The organism is Burkholderia glumae LMG 2196 = ATCC 33617, assembly GCF_000960995.1.
Classification (GTDB): domain Bacteria; phylum Pseudomonadota; class Gammaproteobacteria; order Burkholderiales; family Burkholderiaceae; genus Burkholderia; species Burkholderia glumae.
Genome location: NZ_CP009434.1, coordinates 2,148,829 through 2,167,100, shown reverse-complemented (window position 1 = coordinate 2,167,100; position 18,272 = coordinate 2,148,829). Strand labels below are relative to the sequence as shown.

Sequence of the window (18,272 nt, the reverse complement as noted above, 5' to 3'; positions counted from 1 at the left end):
GATGAACCAGACATGGACGACTCTTTCAATTTCGACACGCTCGCGATTCGCTCGGGCACGCTGCGCAGCGAATACAACGAGCACTCGGAAGCGATCTTCCTGACCTCGAGCTTCTGCTTCACGAGCGCCGCCGATGCCGCCGAGCGCTTCGCGAATTCCGAGGACAACTACACGTATTCGCGCTTCACGAACCCGACCGTCACGATGTTCCAGGACCGGCTCGCGGCGCTGGAGGGCGGCGAGGCCTGCATCGCGACCGCCTCGGGGATGGCGGCCATCATGTCGGTGGTGATGGCGGCGCTGCAGTCGGGCGACCATCTGGTCAGCTCGCGCAGCCTGTTCGGCTCGACGCTCGGCATGTTCTCGCAGATCTTCAGCAAGTTCGGCATCACCACCACCTTCGTCGATCCCACCGACCTGGAGGCGTGGCGCGCCGCGGTGCGTCCCGAGACGAAGATGTTCTTCCTCGAGACGCCGTCGAACCCGCTCACCGAGCTGGCCGACATCGAGGCCATCTCGAAGGTCGCGAAGGCCGCCAATGCGCTGTTCGTGGTCGACAACTGCTTCTGCAGCCCGGCGCTTCAGCAGCCGCTCAAGCTCGGCGCCGACGTGGTGATGCACTCGGCCACCAAGTTTCTCGACGGCCAGGGCCGCGTGCTGGGCGGCGCGCTGGTGGGCTCGAAGGCGTTCATCACCGGCAAGGTGTTCCCGTTCGTGCGCAGCGCGGGGCCCACGCTGTCGGCCTTCAACGCGTGGGTGCTGCTCAAGGGCATGGAAACGCTGTCGCTGCGCGTCGAGAAGCAGTCGGCCAACGCGCTGGAGATCGCGCGCTGGCTCGACAGCCATCCGGCCGTCAAGCGCGTGTTCTATCCCGGGCTCGAATCGCATCCGCAGTACCAGATCGCCAGGCGCCAGCAGAAGGCGGGCGGCGCGGTGGTGTCGTTCGAGCTGAAGGGCGACACGCCGGAGGCGCAGCGCGCGAATGCGTGGCGCGTGATCGACAGCACCAAGATCGTGTCGATCACCGCGAACCTCGGCGACACGCGCACCACGATCACGCATCCGGCCACCACCACGCACTCGCGCATCACGCCCGAGGCGCGCGCCGCGGCGGGCATCAGCGAAGGGCTGATCCGGCTCGCGGTGGGGCTGGAGAACGCCGGCGACATCCGCGACGATCTCGCGCGCGGGCTGGCGGGCTGACGCGCGGGTCGGGCCCGGCGCCGGTCTGGTGCGCCGCCGGGCCGGTGTGGCGTCCGACCGGGACGCGGCGCGGCGTGCCGCTCGGCGCGCCGCCAGATACTGCCGGGCGGCCGCGTAGCTGCCGCTTTCGTCCGACGAAAGGCGTGCCTGCGCCGCCTCGACCATCCAGCGCAGCGTGTCGCCGAGCGGCGCCGCGGCCTCCGCACTGCACAGCCGGCCGCCGCGAGGCTCGTCGCGACAAGCGGCCCGGGAAGCCGGCCAGGCCCGTCACGAGCGCGCGGCGGACCCGGTTCGAATCAGCAGGTTTCGTGATGGAGGTTCCGCGTGAGATCGGCCTCGACCATCATCTGGCAGAGCTGTTCGAGTGTCGTGCGGGGCTGCCAGTCCAGCTTTTCCCTTGCCTTGTCGGCGCAGCCGATCAGCAGATCGACCTCGGCCGGCCGGTAGAAGCGCGGGTTCACCTCCACCAGGACGCGGCCGGTAGCCGTGTCGATGCCGCGCTCGTGCTCTTCCTTGCCGCGCCATTCGAGCTGGTAGCCGGCCGCGGCGAACGCCATCTGCGCGAAGTCGCGGACCGTCTCGGTGCGGTTGGTGGCGAGCACGAAGGTGTCGGGCTCGTCCACCTGCAGCATGCGCCGCATGCCGTCCACGTATTCGAGCGCGAAGCCCCAGTCGCGTTTCGCGTCGAGGTTGCCGAGCTCGAGCCGGGTGGCCTTGCCGAGCTTGATCTTGGCGACCGTGTCGGTGATCTTGCGCGTGACGAACTCGCGCCCGCGCAGCGGTGATTCGTGGTTGAACAGGATCCCGCTGGCCGCGAAGATGCCGTAGGACTCGCGATAGTTGACGGTCATCCAGTGGGCGAACAGCTTGGCGACGCCATACGGGCTGCGCGGGTAGAACGGCGTCGATTCGATCTGCGGAATGGCCTGCACCTTGCCGAACATCTCCGAGGTCGAGGCCTGATAGAAGCGCGTGCGCGGGCTCACGGCGCGGATCGCCTCGAGCAGGTTCAGCGTGCCGAGCCCGGTCACGCCGGCGGTCGTCATCGGCTGGTCGAACGAGACGCCGACGAAGCTCTGCGCCGCCAGATTGTACAACTCGTCGGGCTGGACGCGCTCGATCAGCCGCAGGCTCGACCCGGGATCGGTCAGGTCGTGCTCGACCAGCGTCAGGTTCGGATGATCGGCCACGCCGAGCTCGGCGATGCGCCAGAAGTTGACCGAGCTGGTGCGCCGGTAGGTGCCGGTAACCTGATAGCCGCCGTCGAGCAGCAGCTTGGCCAGATAGGCGCCGTCCTGCCCGGAGATGCCGGTGATGATCGCCTTGCGTGCAGAGTTCATAACGGGTTCCTGATGGAGCGAGTGGAAGGCCGGGGCACGGCCGGCCGCGACGGCGCGGGCGCAGAGCGCGTGAGGCGCCGTTCGAAGCCGAACCAGGTGAGCGTCGCGTAGCCGAGCGTGATGACGAGCGCGAGCGCGGCGCTCTCGTAGCGGCTCAGATGCCATGACCAGAGCGCGTACAGCACGCTCAGGTGGATGAGATAGACCGTGTAGCTGATGGTGCCGACGTAGACCAGCACCGGATGCGTCAGCACGCGCTGCACGAGGCCGCGCCCGCGCAGCGCGATCACCACGATCGAGGTGCAGAGCACGAGCGAGATGCTGTAGAGCGCCGCGTTCGACAGCGGCGTGTTGGCGGCGCGAAAGCGCGGATTCGACAGATGCAGCCAGGCGAGCAGCGCGAGCGCGAGGCAGGCCGCCGCCACCGCCACGCCGGTATACGGTTCGAGCGCGCGGCGGTCGCGGCGCAGCACCACGGCGAGCAGCGCGCCGGCCGCGAGCAGATCCATGCGGAACGGGGTGAGGTAGTAGATCGGCCAGAACGAGCCGAACCACGGCGTCGCGATCGCGCGCAGCACGGGCGCGGCGATCACCAGCGCAGCGGCCACCCAGGCGAGCCGGCGCTCGGGGCAGAGCAGCACCACGAACGGCCAGAAAATGTAGAACTGCTCCTCCACCGCGAGCGACCAGAGCACGTTCAGGCTCTCGTGGCCGATGCTGCCGAGCGACAGCCCGATGTTGGTCGAGAACAACGCGTACCAGGGCCAATGCGCGAGCCAGCCGGCGCCGAACAGCAGCGTGGAGACCAGCAGCAGCAGCGCATACGAGGGCAGGATGCGCCGCGCGCGCCGCAGGTAGAAATGGCGGAACAGCGGCAGGCCGCGCGCCTTGCGGTCGAGCAGGATGCCGGTGATCAGCAGCCCGCTCAGCACGAAGAACAGATCCACGCCCATCCACAGCGGCGCCTTCACGGCGTGCTGCAGGAACACGGCCATCACGGCGATCGCACGCAGGCCGTCGAGCTGGACGATGCGGCCTGCGTGCGGCGTCGGCGGAGGAAGTGTGTCGGTCGTCATCATGTCCGTTCAGCCAGGAGGAGAGGCCGTCAGGCCTGGTTCGTGAATGAGCCGGGTGCGTAGCCCTGCATATGACGCCTGCCGCGCGGCAGGCGGGCGCTCCTGCGCCGGCCGACGGCCCGAGGATTATCGGGGCGACATTCGAATCCGGTGCGAGTGGGATTCTAGGGAAAAGAAATCGGCAAAAAATAACGATGTGGATCGACGCGAAGCGTGCTGCCGGGGATGGCGCAATCGTTTGCGACGGGGCGATCCGCGCGCGGCTGCCGGTACAACTTACGCATATTTTCTGATCGGGCAAGCCGAAATTGCCGAATGGCCGGCAAAACGGTGCGCTCATGCCGGTGGAGGCCGCCTTGCTGCGTTGCGGGAAATTATTCGCAATTTCTTGTGATTATTTTCGCTTGTAACCTGCCTCGCACCGTGCCTGGCGGCGCGGCCCGATGCGAACGCGCTTGCTGCGGGCACACGCGAGGGCCGCCGCCGGCGCGGCACGGACCGTTTTGCCCATCCGTCCACTTCGGAGAGCCCCATTGCGACGTTCGCCCCCGATCGCCCTCACTGCCCTGATCATCCTGATCCTCGCCGCCTGCCTGCCGCTGCACGCGCGGGGCGCGGCCACGCTCGAGGCCAGCAATTCGTGGATCGGCAACACCTACGGCTACGGCGACGGCAGCTGGACCCAGATCGATATCCGCGCGATTGCCGTCACGCCCGACGGCAAGGTCTACACGAATGCGCCCTGGGACGAGAGCGGCGCCGAGGCGAGCGTCTATCAGGACGGCCGGATGCTCGGCTTCGCGGGCGGCACGCACGGCTGGGGCAATGCCGGCGGCAACGCGATCGCCGTCAACGACCACTACGCGTATGTCGCGATCGGCGTCGGCAACGAGAAGGGCCGGCTCGTGAACCCCGGCATCTGGCCGGAGAAGGGCCGCCAGTGGTACGGCATCTCGCGGCGCGCGATCGGTGACCTGAAGCGGCCCGCGCCGTTCCGCGCGGCGGCCGCCGGCGACGCGCGCGGCAAGCTGGCCGCGAGCTTCCTGAAGGTCAACGACGTGCCGGTCGACACGCGCGCCGAGATCGCCGGCCTGGCCGCCTCGAACCAGCGTCTCTACGCCACCGATCCGCAGCACGACAGCGTGGACGTCTACGATGCCGGGTCGATGGACAAGCTCGCCTCGTTCACGGCGCACGAGCCGGGCCGCATCGCGCTGGCCGCCGACGGCACGCTGTGGCTGCTGACCGATTCGGTGCACGGCCCCGCGAAGCTCGCCCACCTGCGAGCCGACGGCCGCGCGATCGACGACGCGCCGGCGCTGCCGGCCGACACCGACGCGGTGGACGTGGCGGTCGATGCCAAGGGCCGCCTGCTGATCGCCGACAACGGCCCGCGCCAGCAGATCCTGATCTACGCGAAATCGGACCACGGCTATGCGCCGAGCGGCACGCTCGGCGAGCGCGGCGGCATCTTCTCGGGGGTGGCGGGCCGCCCCGGCCCGCAGCGCTTCAACGGCCTGACCGGCGTGGGTGCCGATCGCGACGGCAACATCTACGTGGCGATGAACGGCATCGGCGTGAAGCAGGGCTCGCTCGGCGCGGGGCTCGGCGCGACGCTCGCGAGCTACGCGCCCGACGGCAAGCTGCGCTGGCAGGTGGATGGCCTGCTGTTCGTGGACGGCGCCTGGATCGATCCGGCGCGGCCGAACAGCGTCTACACCGGCAACAAGCGCTTCGAGCTCGATTTCTCGAAGCCGGCCGGCCGCGAGTGGCGCTACGCGGGCTTCCTGACGAACCGCTTCAAGTATCCGCAGGACCCCGTGTTCACCACCGACCAGTGGCCCGGCATGCCCACCGCGCGCCGGCTCGACGGCCACACGTTCCTGTATCTGACCGACATGTATGCCGATCACCTGAAGATCTACCGCTTCGATCCGAAGCGCGACGGCGAGACCGCGATCCCGTCCGGCCTGATCGCCGGGCGCGCACGGCCCGTGGACCGGGTGCCGAACCGGCCGTCGGGCGGCGACTGGATCTGGCGCGACCAGAACGGCAACGGCCGCTTCGAGGACGGCGAATTCTCGCTGAACACCACCGGCAAGCCGAAGGCGGCGGGCGGCTGGGGCTGGTGGATCGACGCCCGCGGCGACATCTGGCGCGCCAGCGACACGCGCGGCATCCACCGCTTCCGCTACGGCGGCCTCGACAAGGCCGGCAACCCGATCTATTCGTTCGACAAGCTGACCGACTATCCGACCCCGGCGCCGTTCACCGAGCTGCGCCGCGCCATCTACGAACCGGACACCGACACGCTCTACGTGACGGGCTACACGGCCGACATGCCGCCGAAGGGCGGCATCAACAAGGAGGTCGGCCCGGTGCTGGTGCGCTACGACAAGTGGTCGAGCGGCGAGCCGGTGCAGCGCTACCAGCTGGCGCTGCCGTGGCGGCTCGACGCCAAGCCGATCTTCGACCTGATCGGGCTCACCGTCGAGGGGCGCTACCTGTTCGGCGTGGAGCCGGCCGGCATCGTCCACGTCTACGACAAGCAGAACGGTCACGAACTCGGCGTGATCAAGCCGGGCGCCGAGGTCGGACATGCCTCGGGCTGGGTGGACGTGCCGTTCGGCATCAGCGCGCACCGGCGCGAGAACGGCGAGTACCTGATCTTCGTGGAGGAAGACGCGCGCGGCAAGGTGATGATGTACCGGTGGACGCCGCGCTCGACGGAGGCGACCCAGCCATGACGATCGAGATGACGGCGGTGAACGCGCGGCGCGGCGCAAGGCGGCGCCATGGATAAGCGAATCCTGAAGAACGTCGCGGTGAATTTCGTCGGCCTGATCCTGCCGACCTTCGTGTCGCTGGTGACGGTGCCGGCCTACATCCACACGCTCGGGGTGGACCGCTACGGCGTGGTGAGCCTGGTGTGGACGCTGATCGGCTACTTCGGCATCCTCGATCTCGGCATGAGCATGGCCGCACAGAACCAGATCTCGAAGGCGCTCGCGAGCGGCGACCCCCAGCAGTGCGAGCGCGTGTTCTGGAGCGCCTGCTGGCTGAACCTTGCCACCGGCATCGCGGGCGGCCTGCTGATCTACTTCGGCGCGTTCATCTACACCTCGTACTTCACCAAGGTCTCGGCCGAACTGCAGCACGAGGTTTATCGCGCGCTGCCGTGGCTCGCCTGCGCGATTCCGATCGCGAACGTGTCGTGGGTGTTCTCCGGCGCGATCAACGGCGCCGAACGCTTCGGCGTCTACAACGCGAACCAGACGTTCGGCACCTTCCTGTTCCAGCTGCTGCCGCTGTTCGCGGCCTGGCTGATCGCGCCGACGCTGCCCGCGGTGCTGGCCGCCGCGGTGCTGGCGCGGCTGATCGCGGCGGTCCTGCTCGGCCGCGCGAGCCTGCGCGTGCTGAACATCCGGCGCGTCGCGCCGCCGCGCTGGCGCACCGCCAGGGAGCTGTTCACGTTCGGCGGCTGGATGCTGATCGCCAGCACGGCGACCATGGTGGCCGATTCGCTCGACCGCGTGATCCTCGGCGCGCATCTGGGCGCGCGCTACGTGACCTACTACACGGTGCCGCAGAACCTCGTCACGCGGCTCAACATGCTGCCGAACGCGGTGGTGCGCACGCTGTTCCCGCGGCTGTCGGCGGTCGATCGCGACCATGCCGACCACCTCGTGCGGCAGTCGCTCGAATTCCTCAACGGCGTGTTCACGCCGGTGGCGATCGTCGCGATCTTCGCGCTGCAGCCGTTCCTCGAACTCTGGGTCGGCCACGATCTCGCCACCCAGTCCTCGCCGGTCGGCCGCGTGCTCGTGATCGGCATCTGGCTGGTGGGGCAGGCCGGCGTGATGCGAATCCTGATCCAGTCGCAGGTCAATCCGGCCCGCGCCGCCCTGGCGGGGCTCGTCGAGCTGCCGTTCTTCGTCGGCGGGCTCTGGTTCGGCATCACGCACTTCGGCCTGATCGGCGCGGCGGTGGTGGTGGTCGCGCGCGCGCTCATCGACTACGGCGTATTGCTGGTGCTGGCGTCGGTGAAGCGCCGGCCGATCGTGGCCGACATGGCCGCCCACCTGGCCTTCTTGTTCGGCAGTCTCGCGCTGGCCTGGACGACGCCGGCCCTGGCGCAGGCCGTCGCGCTCTGCGCACTCGTCGCCGCGCTCAACATCGCGTGGTCCTTCGTGATGACGCCCGGCCTGCGCGCGCTCGCGCGCGGCGTGCTGGGCCGCCTGATTCCCGGGAAAAGCATATGAAAGGCGAACTCGTAGAACGCTCCGTGCCGTCGTTCGCACGGCAGCACCAGACGGCCGGCACCGCGCGCGCGGCCGGCAAGCCGTCGGGCAAGCCGCTGCGCGTGGCGATCGTGCACGACTGGCTCGTCACCTACGCCGGCGCCGAGCGCGTGCTCGAACAGATCATCGCGTGCTTTCCCGACGCGGACCTGTTCAGCCTCGTCGATTTCCTCGACGATCGCGGCTTCCTGCACGACCGCCCGGTGACCACCTCGTTCATCCAGAAGCTGCCGTTCGCGCGCCGGAAATATCGCGCCTACCTGCCGCTGATGCCGCTCGCGATCGAGCAGCTCGACGTGTCGGGCTACGATCTGGTGATCTCCAGCAGCCACGCGGTGGCCAAGGGCGTGCTGACCGGGCCGGACCAGATCCACATCAGCTACGTGCATTCGCCGATCCGCTACGCCTGGGACCTGCAGCACCAGTACCTGGAGCAGTCGCGGCTCACGCGCGGCCCGAAATCGTATGCGGCACGGCTGATCCTGCATTACATCCGCAACTGGGACAGCCGCACGTCCAATTCGGTGGACGGCTTCATCGCCAATTCGGCGTTCATCGCCCGGCGCATCCGCAAGGTCTACCAGCGAGACGCGGCCGTGGTGTTCCCGCCGGTGGACGTCGAGGCGTTCTCGCTTGCCACCGAGAAGGAGGATTTCTACCTCACCGCCTCGCGGATGGTGCCGTACAAGAAGATCGACCTGATCGTCGAGGCCTTCGCGCGCATGCCGGAGCGCCGGCTGGTGGTGATCGGCGACGGCCCCGAGATGAACAAGGTGCGCGCCAAGGCCGGCCCGAACGTGGAGATTCTCGGCTACCAGCCGTTCGAGGTGCTGCAGGACCACATGCGCCGCGCCCGTGCGTTCGTGTTCGCGGCCGAGGAGGATTTCGGCATCTCGGTGGTGGAGGCGCAGGCCTGCGGTACGCCGGTGATCGCGTTCGGCAAGGGCGGCGCGCTCGAAACCCTGCGCGACGGCAGCGCCGACGCGGCGCCCACCGGGCTGTTCTTCGAGGAACAGAGCGTGCCGGCGATCGTGGCGGCCGTCGATGCGTTCGAGCAGGCCCCCGGGCGCTTCACGCCCGAGGCCTGCCGCGCCAACGCCGAGCGTTTCGCGACCCGGCATTTCCGGCGCCGGCTGGTCGAGCAGATCGAAAGCCTGCTGCCCGACGCGCAGGCGCGCGCCCGCGCCGGCGCGCGCGATGCCGGCACGGTGGCGGCCGCCAAGGTTCGCGCGCTGGTGCTCGACCAGAGCGGCGTGCTCGGCGGTGCCGAGCTGTCGCTGCTCGAATTCCTCACGCACTGGCGCGGCAGCGCCAACGTGCTGCTGTTCGACGACGGCCCGTTCCATGCGGCGCTCGCCGAGGCGGGCGTGGACGTGACGGTGCTGCGCTCGCGCGGCCTCGACGGCGTGCGCAAGCAAGGCGGCGTCTCGTTGCGCGCGGCGGGCGGGCTGGTCTCGCTGGTGCGCGAGGCGGTGCGGCGCGCGCGCGACGTCGACGTGATCTACGCGAACACGCAGCGCGCGATGGTGGTGGGCGCGCTCGCCGGGCGCCTCGCGCGCAAGCCGGTGGTCTGGCATTTGCGCGACATCGTCAGCGACGCGCATTTCGGCGCGAAGCAGCTGTTCGCGATCCGGCGCTGCGCGAAGCTCGGCGTGACGCGCGTGATCGCCAATTCGAACGCGTCCGCGCAGGCCTATCTGGCGCTGACGGGCGGCGCGCAGGAGTCGGTGGACGTGGTCTTCAACGGCATCGACGCGGCGCCCTTCGAGGCGCTGGAGGCCGTGCCGCGCGCGACGCTGCGCGCGCGCCTCGGGCTGCCCGAGCATGCCTGGCTGGTCGGCTCGTTCAGCCGCCTCGCGCGCTGGAAGGGCCAGCACCTGCTGCTCGAGGCGGCCACGCGCGATCCGGACCTGCACGTGGTGCTGGTCGGCGCGCCGCTGTTCGGCGAGGACGAGTACGCGGCCGAGCTGCAGGACCTCGTCGCGCAGCGCGGGCTCGGCGACCGCGTGATCTTCGCCGGGTTTCAGCGCGACGTGGCGTCGTGGATGAAGGCGGTGGACGTGGTCGCGCACACCTCGATCACGCCGGAGCCGTTCGGCCGCGTGATCGTCGAGGGCATGCTCGCGAGGCGGCCGGTGGTGGCCGCGCGCGCGGGCGGGGTGGTCGAGATCATCGACGACGGCGTAAACGGGCTGCTCTGCGAGCCCGGCGACGCCGCTTCGCTGAGCGCGGCGCTCGCCGCGCTGCGCCGCGATCCGGCGCGCCGCGAACGGCTCGTCGCGAACGGCTTCGAGACGGCCACGCGCCGCTTCGGCACGCATACCTATGTCGAGGCCGTCGAGCGGATCCTGGTGGAGGTCGCGCGCGCCGCGCGCTGACGCCACGCGCTGGCCGGCGTGGCAGCGCGCGATCGCGCGTCACGCCACCGCAGTGATGGCGGCACGCGCCGGGCGCCGGCGCGTCGATCCCTTCGCGTGCGCGACCCCGCCGGCGTTCCGATACCGTCAGGCGGCCATGGGCCGCGCGCGCGTGAACCGAGCATGCCGGCCCGCGCGCGGCATCCGTCGCGCCGCTGCAGGGCCTGATCGCGCCGGCCGGCGCCGATCCTCACCGATTCCCGCGTATTTCCGGGCGGTCGCCGCCTGCAGCCGATGTCGTCCACCGTTCGGGCTCGGCATGCCGCCGGCGGGGCGCCCGCGCGCGTCGCCCGGCGGCCACCCCGACCTGGACTGTCCTGCGTGCCTCATGCCGTCAGCGTCGGCGCGGCCGGCCGCTGCTTGCCGCCCGACGGCTTGAGGCTTGCCGACCAGCGCATGGCGGGCCGCTCGACGGCCAGGTGGAACAGCCAGGCGAGCGCAATCGCGACGGCGACGAACGCGAACGACGGCCAGATCGACACCTGCAGCTGCGAGCGATACAGCAGCGAGGCGAGACAGACGAACAGCGGCAGGTGGATCAGGTACAGCGAATAGCTGAAATCGCCGAACCACGCGAACAGCCGCACGATCGCGCCGGACGGCGCCGGCCGCGCGATGGCGGCGTGCAGGCAGCAGGCAAAGCCGAGCGACCAGAGCTGGAAGGCCCCGTACTGGCCGATGCGGAACGCCGCGCAGCCGAGCGCGATGCCGGCCGCGCCGGCCAGATACCAGCGGCGCGACGGCGCCGGGCCGGCCGCGCGCCGCACGCGCAGCTCGGCGATCAGCGCGCCGAGCGTCCACGACAGCCAGTACGAGGTGAAGACCTGGAGGTCGTGCCGCTCGAACAGCCAGGCCGAGCCCGCGTTGACGAACGCCACCGCCAGCACCACCGGCACGATGCCGATCCGCTTGCGCAGCGCGAGCCAGAGCGGATAGACGGCGTAGAACTGCACCTCGAGCGACAGCGTCCAGAGCGCGCCGTTCGAGCCGTAGGTCGGGCCCGCGATGCCCTGCAGCGACAGCAGGTTCACCATGAACGCGCGCCAGCCGATCTCGCGGATCTTGTGGCTCACCGGCGTGACCTGCAGGCTGATCAGGTCGAGTGCGAGCGTGACGAGCAGCGCGGCGAGCAGCACCGGATAGATGCGCGCGAAACGGCGTGCCCAGAAGTTCAGCGCATCGAGGCGGTAGTGAGGGGCGGCGGCCAGCTTCAGCGCCGCGCCGCGATGGATGCAGTAGCCGCTGATCACGAAGAACACCGGCACGCCGGCCGAGCCCCAGGCGAACGGGAAGGTCAGGTAGGCGGCCAGCGCGCCGGCGTCGAGCGCGTGGCCGTGCGTCTGGTGGAACGCCTGCATGCCGATCCAGACCACCTGCCGGCAATGGAAATACGCCACCAGCAGCGCCGCGAAGCCGCGCAGCGCGTCGATCAGGGCGTCCTTGTGCTCGAGGGCGGCCGGCCGCGCCAATGCCGGCCCGCTGGGGAAATTCATGCGTCGGTGTCCTTGCCTTGGAAGTGCGGGAAGCGCGCCGCGTACCGGCCAATCTGCCGCCGGACGCCGCGCGCGCATGCCCATCCTAGAGCGTGAGAAATCGAACGATGAACAAAAAAAACACGGCCCGAAATTGCAACAAGACGTTTCGACATCGGGCCTTTTCCAGGTGATGAAACGCGGCCAATTATTTCTCGATTTTTTTTTGATAGTTTGGGCCCGGGTCGAAACAGACGAGGAGTTCAGAATGGACATCAACTGGATTGCAAGCGGTGCCGTGCTGCTCGTGATGGTCGTGTTGTCAGCCTATCGCGACGCGCTGAAAAACGAACCGATCAGCCGTTTCGGCTTCGATAGCGGCAACACGCTGACCGAGGAGCGCGAGTGAGCGCGAACCCACGCCGCGGCCGGCGTGCTGCGTGCGTCGCCGGCCGCCCGCTGCGCGCGGCCATCACTTTCACCGGAACGTAATCATGCTCAAAGTCAAGAAGGCCGTGTTTCCCGTTGCCGGGCTGGGCACGCGGTTCCTGCCGGCGACCAAGGCCAGCCCGAAGGAAATGCTGCCCGTGGTGGACAAGCCGCTGATCCAGTACGCGGTGGAGGAGGCGATCAACGCCGGCATCACCGAGATGATCTTCGTGACCGGGCGCAGCAAGCGCGCGATCGAGGATCATTTCGACAAGTCCTACGAGATCGAGGCGGAACTCGAGGCGCGCGGCAAGGACAAGCTGCTCGAGCTGGTGCGCGGCATCAAGCCGAGCCACGTGGACTGCTACTACGTGCGCCAGCCCGAGGCGCTCGGACTCGGCCACGCGGTGCTGTGCGCCGAGAAGCTGGTGCACGGCGAGCCGTTCGCGGTGATCCTCGCCGATGATCTGCTGCACGGCGAGCAGCCCGTGCTCAAGCAGCTGGTGGACGTGTTCAACCACTATCACAGCTCGGTGATCGGCGTCGAAACGATCGCGCGCGAGCACAGCCGCTCGTATGGCGTGGTCGAGGGGCGCGAGTGGGAGGAGGACGTGATCAAGCTGTCGGGCATCGTCGAGAAGCCGGCGCCGGAACACGCGCCGTCCAATCTCGGCGTGGTCGGGCGCTATGTGCTGATGCCGAGCGTCTTCGATCACCTGCGGCGGATTCGCCCCGGCGCCGGCGGCGAACTGCAGCTGACCGACGCTGTGCAGTCGCTGCTGACCGAGGAGCAGGTGCTCGCCTACCGCTATTACGGGACGCGCTTCGACTGCGGCAGCAAGCTCGGCTACCTGAAGGCGACCGTCGAGCTCGCGCTCGAGCATCCCGAGGTAGGCCGCGAATTCGAGGCCTATCTGCGCACCTGCCTGCCGGCGCTGGCCGCCGTCGCCTGAGGCGAGGGGCGGCGGAAATACGCCGCGACGCTCCGTTTCATGTCGTCCATGTGGTGGTTGTTCCCTTCGCCCCGGCGCCACGCCGGGGCTTTTTTACGGAGGCGCGGCGCGCGCGATGCCGCGCCGGATGCCTTGCCGCAGACATGGCCGAAGGCCTCGCCCGAGGCCGCGGCGCCGACCCTATCGCAGCACATATTGCAGCCCGTATTGCAGTCCTTATCGCAGGCCATCTCGCAGGCCATTTCGACGGGGCGGCCGGGGCGCGGGCTGCAGATAATTCGAGCCATCGCGCGCTCGCCAGGCGCCTTCCCCACCGTGTCGGCGCGCACGACAGTCTGCACCGAGCAACAAAACCTGCCGAAAACCCGCATAACGCGCACAAAAGTGCAGCACAAAGCGGCGCGCCGCTTGTAGAATCCGGCCTTGAAGCATGCACGTCGTGTGCTTCGCATCCAACGACCACACCTGGTAGGAGAAACATGGCGACTTCCGCAAAAAAGGTGGCCAATAAGGCTGCCGCACCGGCCAAGAAAGTGGCTGCCAAAAAAGCAGCGCCCGCGAAGAAAGTAGTGGCCAAGAAGGCTGCCGCGAAGGTGCCGGCCGCTCCGACGCCGATCAAGGAGAGCTTCACGAAGGCATCGCTCGCCACGCATATCGCCGAGCGCGCCGAAGTCGAGCTGAAGACGGTCAAGGCCGTGCTCGCGACCTTGGAAAACGTGATCCTCGGCTCGATCCACAAGAAGGGTGCGGGCGAATTCACGCTGCCGGGTCTGCTGAAGATCTCGGCGCAGGCAGTCGCGGCGAAGAAGAAGCGCTTCGGCAAGGATCCGTTCACGGGCGAGGAGCGCTGGTTCCCGGCGAAGCCCGCGAGCGTGCGCGTGAAGGCACGTGCGCTGAAGAAGCTGAAGGACGCAGCAGCCTGAGGGAATTGCTGAGGCGCCCGGAGCAACCGGCCGTCACGGCAGCCCAAAAAGATCCCCGCGTGCGGCAAGCGCGCGGGGATTTTTTTATTCGCCGGCGGTGGCAAGCGGGGCAGCCCGCTGCCCGTGCGGGCGAAAAAAAACCAGCCGTCGGCGACAAGCCTCGGGCTGGTTTTCCAGAGCGCCCCGTGCGGTGCCGGCAGGCACCGCGGCGGGCCGCGGGTGATGCTTGCTTAGAACTTGTGGCGCAGGCCGAGTGCGACGATTTCCTGCGAGCTGGTGCCGGCGATGCCGTACGAACCGATCGAGGCTTGCGCCGCTTGCGTCACGAGGGTGGTGCCGTTGCTCACACGTTGCGTGCCGCTCGCGTGCTGGTACGCGCCGACCAGGTAGATGTCGGTGCGCTTGGACAGCGAGTAGTCGCCACCCAGCGAAACCTGGTGGTACTTCGCGTCGGTGTCGCCGCTTGCCTTCGTGTACGAGTAGCCGAGGCCGAGCAGGATCGCCGGCGTGGCCTGGTACGTCGCGAACGCGCGGCCGGTGTTGAACTTCTCGGTCCTCGCGAACAAGGAGGAACCGTCGCGCTTGTATTGCGCGTTGCTGTAGCCGAGGCCGGCCGTGAACGGGCCGAACGTGTACTGGCCGGCAACCTGGCCGATGCCGATCGACTTGGCACTGGTGTAGCCGGTGTTGATCGGGCCTTCGAAGATCGCGTCCGACGAGGCACCGGTCCAGCCGCTGCGTGCTGCGCCGTACAGGTTCGAGGCGTAGAAGTAGCCGCCTGCCAGGCCGATCGGGCCGTTGTTGTAGGCCACCGCGGCCGACCACGTCTGACCCGAGCCGTTCGAGCCCGCGACGCCGCCCAGCGCGTACATGCCTTCGAACTGCAGGCCCGCGAACACCGGCGAGGTGTACTTGATGGCGTTGTTCACGCGCAGGCTGTTGTCGTTGTTGTCGACGTCGCCCGGCGTGGCGAACACGCTGCCGAAGTAGTTGTCGGCCGTGACGGCCTGGACCATGTCGACCAGCGGATCGTACTGGCGGCCGAGCGTCAGCGTGCCGTAGTGGTCGCTTTGCAGGCCGACGTAGGCTTGACGGCCGAACATGCGCGAGCTTTGGCCGAGGCGGCCGTTGCTCGAATCAAAGCCGTTTTCCAATTGGAACACCGCCTTCAGGCCACCGCCCAGGTCTTCCGCGCCCTTCAGGCCCCAGCGGCTGCCTTGCAGGTTGCCGCTGTTCATGGCCCAGGTGTTGTTACCTTGGCCGTTGCTGCCATGGACGTAGGTGATGGCCGTGTCGATGACGCCGTACAGCGTCACGCTCGATTGGGCGTGAGCGGCGCCTGCTGCGCCGAGCAGTGCCAGGGAGAGGGTAGACAGAGCGATTTTTTTCATAGGAAACGTTCTCCACGCAAGGTGATTCGTTATTTATTTGTTGCGGAAAGGAGAATAGCGCAGTGCGGAACCCGCAAGAAACCCGGAAAAAATAAAGTGTCTCCAAAACGTCACAGCGGTAAAAATCTTGCAATATCAAGAGGATAGTTGATTGTTGCGAAATCTGAACGAACTGTTTTGTGTGGCGCGGACGTTGTTGCGAGAATTGAGGGCCATGGCGACGTGGTGCTCGAGGGGGCGGTTTTTCACCGAAAACGCGGGAATTTCAACGTTTGCGCGCAACGGTTGCGTCATTTTGTTCCCGGTGCCGGCGAGGCCGAACGTACCGGGTCCGCCGGTGGGGGCGCTTGCGGCGAAGCCCGCCCGCGTGTCAGGAATTGTGCGTCGCGGTGTCGCGGTTTGAGGCGTGCGCCTGCTCGGCGCGGCCGCGCGCGGCCGCGAATTCGGCACCCAGCAGCAGCACGGCCGCCGAGAAGTACAGCCACATCAGCAGCACCGCGAGCGAGCCGGCGGCGCCGAACGCGCTGGCGGTGCCCGCGTGCGCCAGGTACAGCGCGAACAGCTTCTTGCCGGCCGAGAACAGCACGGCCGAGACGATCCCGCCCGTGAGCGCGTCGCGGCGCGTCACATGGGCGTCGGGCAGGAACTTCAGCAGCGCGGCGAACGCGGCGGCCAGGATCGCGATGCCGGCCGTGAACTGCAGCAGGTTGCCGATCACCACGAACGGCGTGTTGCCCCAGAGCCAGCGGCCCACGAACGTGATGGCCGTGTCGAGCATCAGCGAGACGATCAGCAGGAACGCCACGCCGAGCACCAGGCCGAACGAGATCAGCCGCACCCGCACCAGCCCGAACATCGATGACCAGCGCTTCTCGGCGGCCGGCCAGACCACGCCGAGCGCGGTGTTCAGCGACGAGAACGTGGCCGACGCGCCCACCACCAGCAGCAGTACCGAGACGGCCGCCGCGAAGCCGCCGGCGTTGCCCTTGCGGTGCGCGTTCTCGACGATGGTCTGCACGCCGGCCGCGGCCTCGTTGCCGATCAGGCTGTGGACCTGGCTGAACACCTCGCCGCGCGCCGCGTCGGCGCCGAAGAACCAGCCTGCCACGGCGATCACCATCACCAGCATCGGCGCGAGCGAGAACGCCGAGTAGAACGCGATGGCGGCGGCCATCGTCGTGCAGTGGTCCTCCGAGAAACGCCGGAACGCGTCGAGCGCCCAGTTCACGTTGGTCTTGACGAGCTTTTCATGCGGTTGCGAGAGCAAGGGCTTCATAGGCGGTGACGTCGGACGCGCGGCGCGCCGTTCATGGTTGCGCCGTTCATGGTTGTTTTCGGATCGGAGGCATGACCTGCCGACGAGTGTATTCGATCGGGCGCGCGGCGCCACCCGCCCGCGTTCGCCCGCGCCGGCCGCGGCCGCCGCCGCGCCCGCGCCCGCCGCGGACCCACCGGGGGCCGGAACGCGCTTCCCGCGCGCGCAGGCGCCGGCCCTGCCCAGCAAGCGGCATGCCCGGCACGGGCCGGCGCCGCGGGCCCGAACGGCCGGGTGGGAACGGGCGGCGAGCGCGGCGCACCCGGATTGGCGCGAATGCCGGTAAGCTCGCGGTATCGTTTTCGAGCCCGTCAACCCTGATCATGACCGACGTATCCCCGCGACTTCCGAACCCGATCCGCTGTGAAATCGATCTCGACGCCGACGGCAAGCAGGCCGGCTACCTGCGCCTGCCGCACTCGGTGCATCGCTCCGCCTATGGCTGGCTGCCGGTGCCGATCGCCTCGATTCGCAATGGCGAGGGGCCGGTGGTGCTGGTGATGTCGGGCAATCACGGCGACGAATACGAAGGCCAGGTGCTGAGCTCGCGGCTGATGCGCGAACTGACGCCGGAGGCGGTGCGCGGGCAGGTGATCGTGCTGCCGATGGCGAATTTTCCGGCCGCCGAGGCCGGCATGCGCACCTCGCCGCTCGACGGCGGCAACCTGAACCGCACGTTTCCGGGCGACCCGTCCGGCACGCCCACGCAGATGATCGCCCACTACATCGAGCACACGCTGCTCGCGCGCGCCGACTATCTGGTGGACCTGCATTCGGGCGGCAGCTCGCTGATCTACGACGGCGGCAACCTGATCGCGCTCGATCCGCGCGATGCCGACGAGGAACTCCGCGTGAAGGCGCTGCTCGGCGCGTTCGGCATGCCGCGCGCGTTCCTGCACGCGCCGAACCCCACCTATGCGTCGGCCGCCGCGCGCCGCCAGGGCGCGATCTCGATCCTCACCGAACTGGGCGGCGCCGGCATGACCGATGCGAAGCTGCTGCGCCAGGGCTGGCAGGGGCTGCTGCACTTCCTCGGCTTCATCGGCGTGGTGCACGGGCCGCTCGTGCCGGACGGCCCGCCCGCCGTCACGCGCTTCATGCGCGCGAGCGGACCGCAGCATTTCGTGTATGCCTACGAGCACGGCGTCTACGAGCCGCTCGTCGAACTCGGCGAGATCGTGCAGGCCGGGCAGCCCGCGGCGCGCATCCATTTCCCCGAGACGCCGCTGCGCGAGCCGGTGGTTCACCGCTTCGAGGCGTGCGGCGAGGTGGTGTGCCGCCGCGTGCCCGCGCAGACGCGGCGCGGCGACTGCCTGTTCCAGCTCGCCGAACCGCACGACACGCTCTGACGCACGGGCTGCGCCGTTCCGCGAAGCGTGTCGGTATCGCGCCGCCGGCCGCGAGGAGGTGGCGGCAAGGCGGCAAAGCAAGGCGAGCGGGGCGGCAAAGCGG

General features: G+C 68.7%; 13 protein-coding genes. 8 read left to right on the top strand and 5 right to left on the bottom strand.

The features are described 5' to 3' along the window. Window positions 1-12 precede the first annotated feature (12 nt). Window positions 13-1,203, top strand: coding sequence for an O-succinylhomoserine sulfhydrylase (locus KS03_RS09910; protein ID WP_012733655.1), 1,191 nt, complete (start codon window positions 13-15; stop codon window positions 1,201-1,203). Window positions 1,204-1,499: 296 nt separating this feature from the next. On the opposite strand, the gene gmd is transcribed toward KS03_RS09910, so the two are convergent. Together gmd and KS03_RS09900 are read right to left on the bottom strand one after the other, a co-directional pair. Further along, the gene (gmd, locus tag KS03_RS09905; RefSeq protein ID WP_012733656.1) at window positions 1,500-2,543 is read right to left on the bottom strand and encodes a GDP-mannose 4,6-dehydratase; all 1,044 of its coding nucleotides are present in this window, start codon (window positions 2,541-2,543) and stop codon (window positions 1,500-1,502) included. Next, a complete protein-coding gene (locus KS03_RS09900; protein WP_017424390.1) occupies window positions 2,540-3,622 on the bottom strand; it encodes an acyltransferase family protein in 1,083 nt (360 codons plus the stop codon). The genes gmd and KS03_RS09900 overlap by 4 nt, the downstream gene beginning before the upstream one ends. Window positions 3,623-4,152: 530 nt before the next feature. On the opposite strand from KS03_RS09900, the gene KS03_RS09895 reads away from it, so the two are divergent. From KS03_RS09895 to KS03_RS09885, 3 genes are read left to right on the top strand one after another with little or no spacing between them, the layout of a single operon-like run. Further along, a complete protein-coding gene (locus tag KS03_RS09895) occupies window positions 4,153-6,366 on the top strand; it encodes an NHL repeat-containing protein (RefSeq protein WP_012733658.1) in 2,214 nt (737 codons plus the stop codon). A 48-nt stretch (window positions 6,367-6,414) separates the two neighbouring features. After that, window positions 6,415-7,881: an oligosaccharide flippase family protein gene (locus KS03_RS09890; protein ID WP_012733659.1), complete on the top strand. Its 1,467-nt coding sequence runs from the start codon at window positions 6,415-6,417 to the stop codon at window positions 7,879-7,881. After that, on the top strand, window positions 7,878-10,298 hold the full coding sequence (locus KS03_RS09885; RefSeq protein WP_162486898.1) for a glycosyltransferase family 4 protein: 2,421 nt from the start codon (window positions 7,878-7,880) through the stop codon (window positions 10,296-10,298). The genes KS03_RS09890 and KS03_RS09885 overlap by 4 nt, the downstream gene beginning before the upstream one ends. Window positions 10,299-10,663: 365 nt before the next feature. Here the strand turns inward: KS03_RS09885 and KS03_RS09880 are convergent, their stop codons facing one another. Continuing rightward, the gene (locus KS03_RS09880; RefSeq protein ID WP_012733661.1) at window positions 10,664-11,830 is read right to left on the bottom strand and encodes an acyltransferase family protein; all 1,167 of its coding nucleotides are present in this window, start codon (window positions 11,828-11,830) and stop codon (window positions 10,664-10,666) included. Window positions 11,831-11,906: 76 nt separating this feature from the next. Here KS03_RS09880 and KS03_RS31215 point away from each other — a divergent pair, with 76 nt between their 5' ends. From KS03_RS31215 to KS03_RS09865, 3 genes are all read left to right on the top strand, one after another. Then, window positions 11,907-12,218 (top strand): hypothetical protein, encoded by a 312-nt coding sequence (locus tag KS03_RS31215; RefSeq protein WP_124837426.1) that lies wholly within the window; start codon window positions 11,907-11,909, stop codon window positions 12,216-12,218. An 85-nt stretch (window positions 12,219-12,303) separates the two neighbouring features. After that, window positions 12,304-13,191 carry a UTP--glucose-1-phosphate uridylyltransferase GalU gene (gene galU, locus KS03_RS09875; protein WP_012733663.1) on the top strand — a complete coding sequence of 296 codons (888 nt, stop codon included), beginning with the start codon at window positions 12,304-12,306 and terminating at the stop codon, window positions 13,189-13,191. A 479-nt stretch (window positions 13,192-13,670) separates the two neighbouring features. Then, on the top strand, window positions 13,671-14,114 hold the full coding sequence (locus KS03_RS09865) for an HU family DNA-binding protein (protein ID WP_012733664.1): 444 nt from the start codon (window positions 13,671-13,673) through the stop codon (window positions 14,112-14,114). A gap of 230 nt (window positions 14,115-14,344) precedes the next feature. Here KS03_RS09865 and KS03_RS09860 read toward each other — a convergent pair whose 3' ends face one another. After that, window positions 14,345-15,505, bottom strand: coding sequence for a porin (locus tag KS03_RS09860; RefSeq protein ID WP_012733665.1), 1,161 nt, complete (start codon window positions 15,503-15,505; stop codon window positions 14,345-14,347). Between the two features lie 370 nt (window positions 15,506-15,875). Beyond that, the gene (locus KS03_RS09855) at window positions 15,876-16,781 is read right to left on the bottom strand and encodes a YihY/virulence factor BrkB family protein (RefSeq protein ID WP_012733666.1); all 906 of its coding nucleotides are present in this window, start codon (window positions 16,779-16,781) and stop codon (window positions 15,876-15,878) included. A gap of 362 nt (window positions 16,782-17,143) precedes the next feature. Here KS03_RS09855 and KS03_RS09850 point away from each other — a divergent pair, with 362 nt between their 5' ends. Next, window positions 17,144-18,169 carry a succinylglutamate desuccinylase/aspartoacylase family protein gene (locus tag KS03_RS09850; protein ID WP_012733667.1) on the top strand — a complete coding sequence of 342 codons (1,026 nt, stop codon included), beginning with the start codon at window positions 17,144-17,146 and terminating at the stop codon, window positions 18,167-18,169. Window positions 18,170-18,272 lie beyond the last annotated feature (103 nt).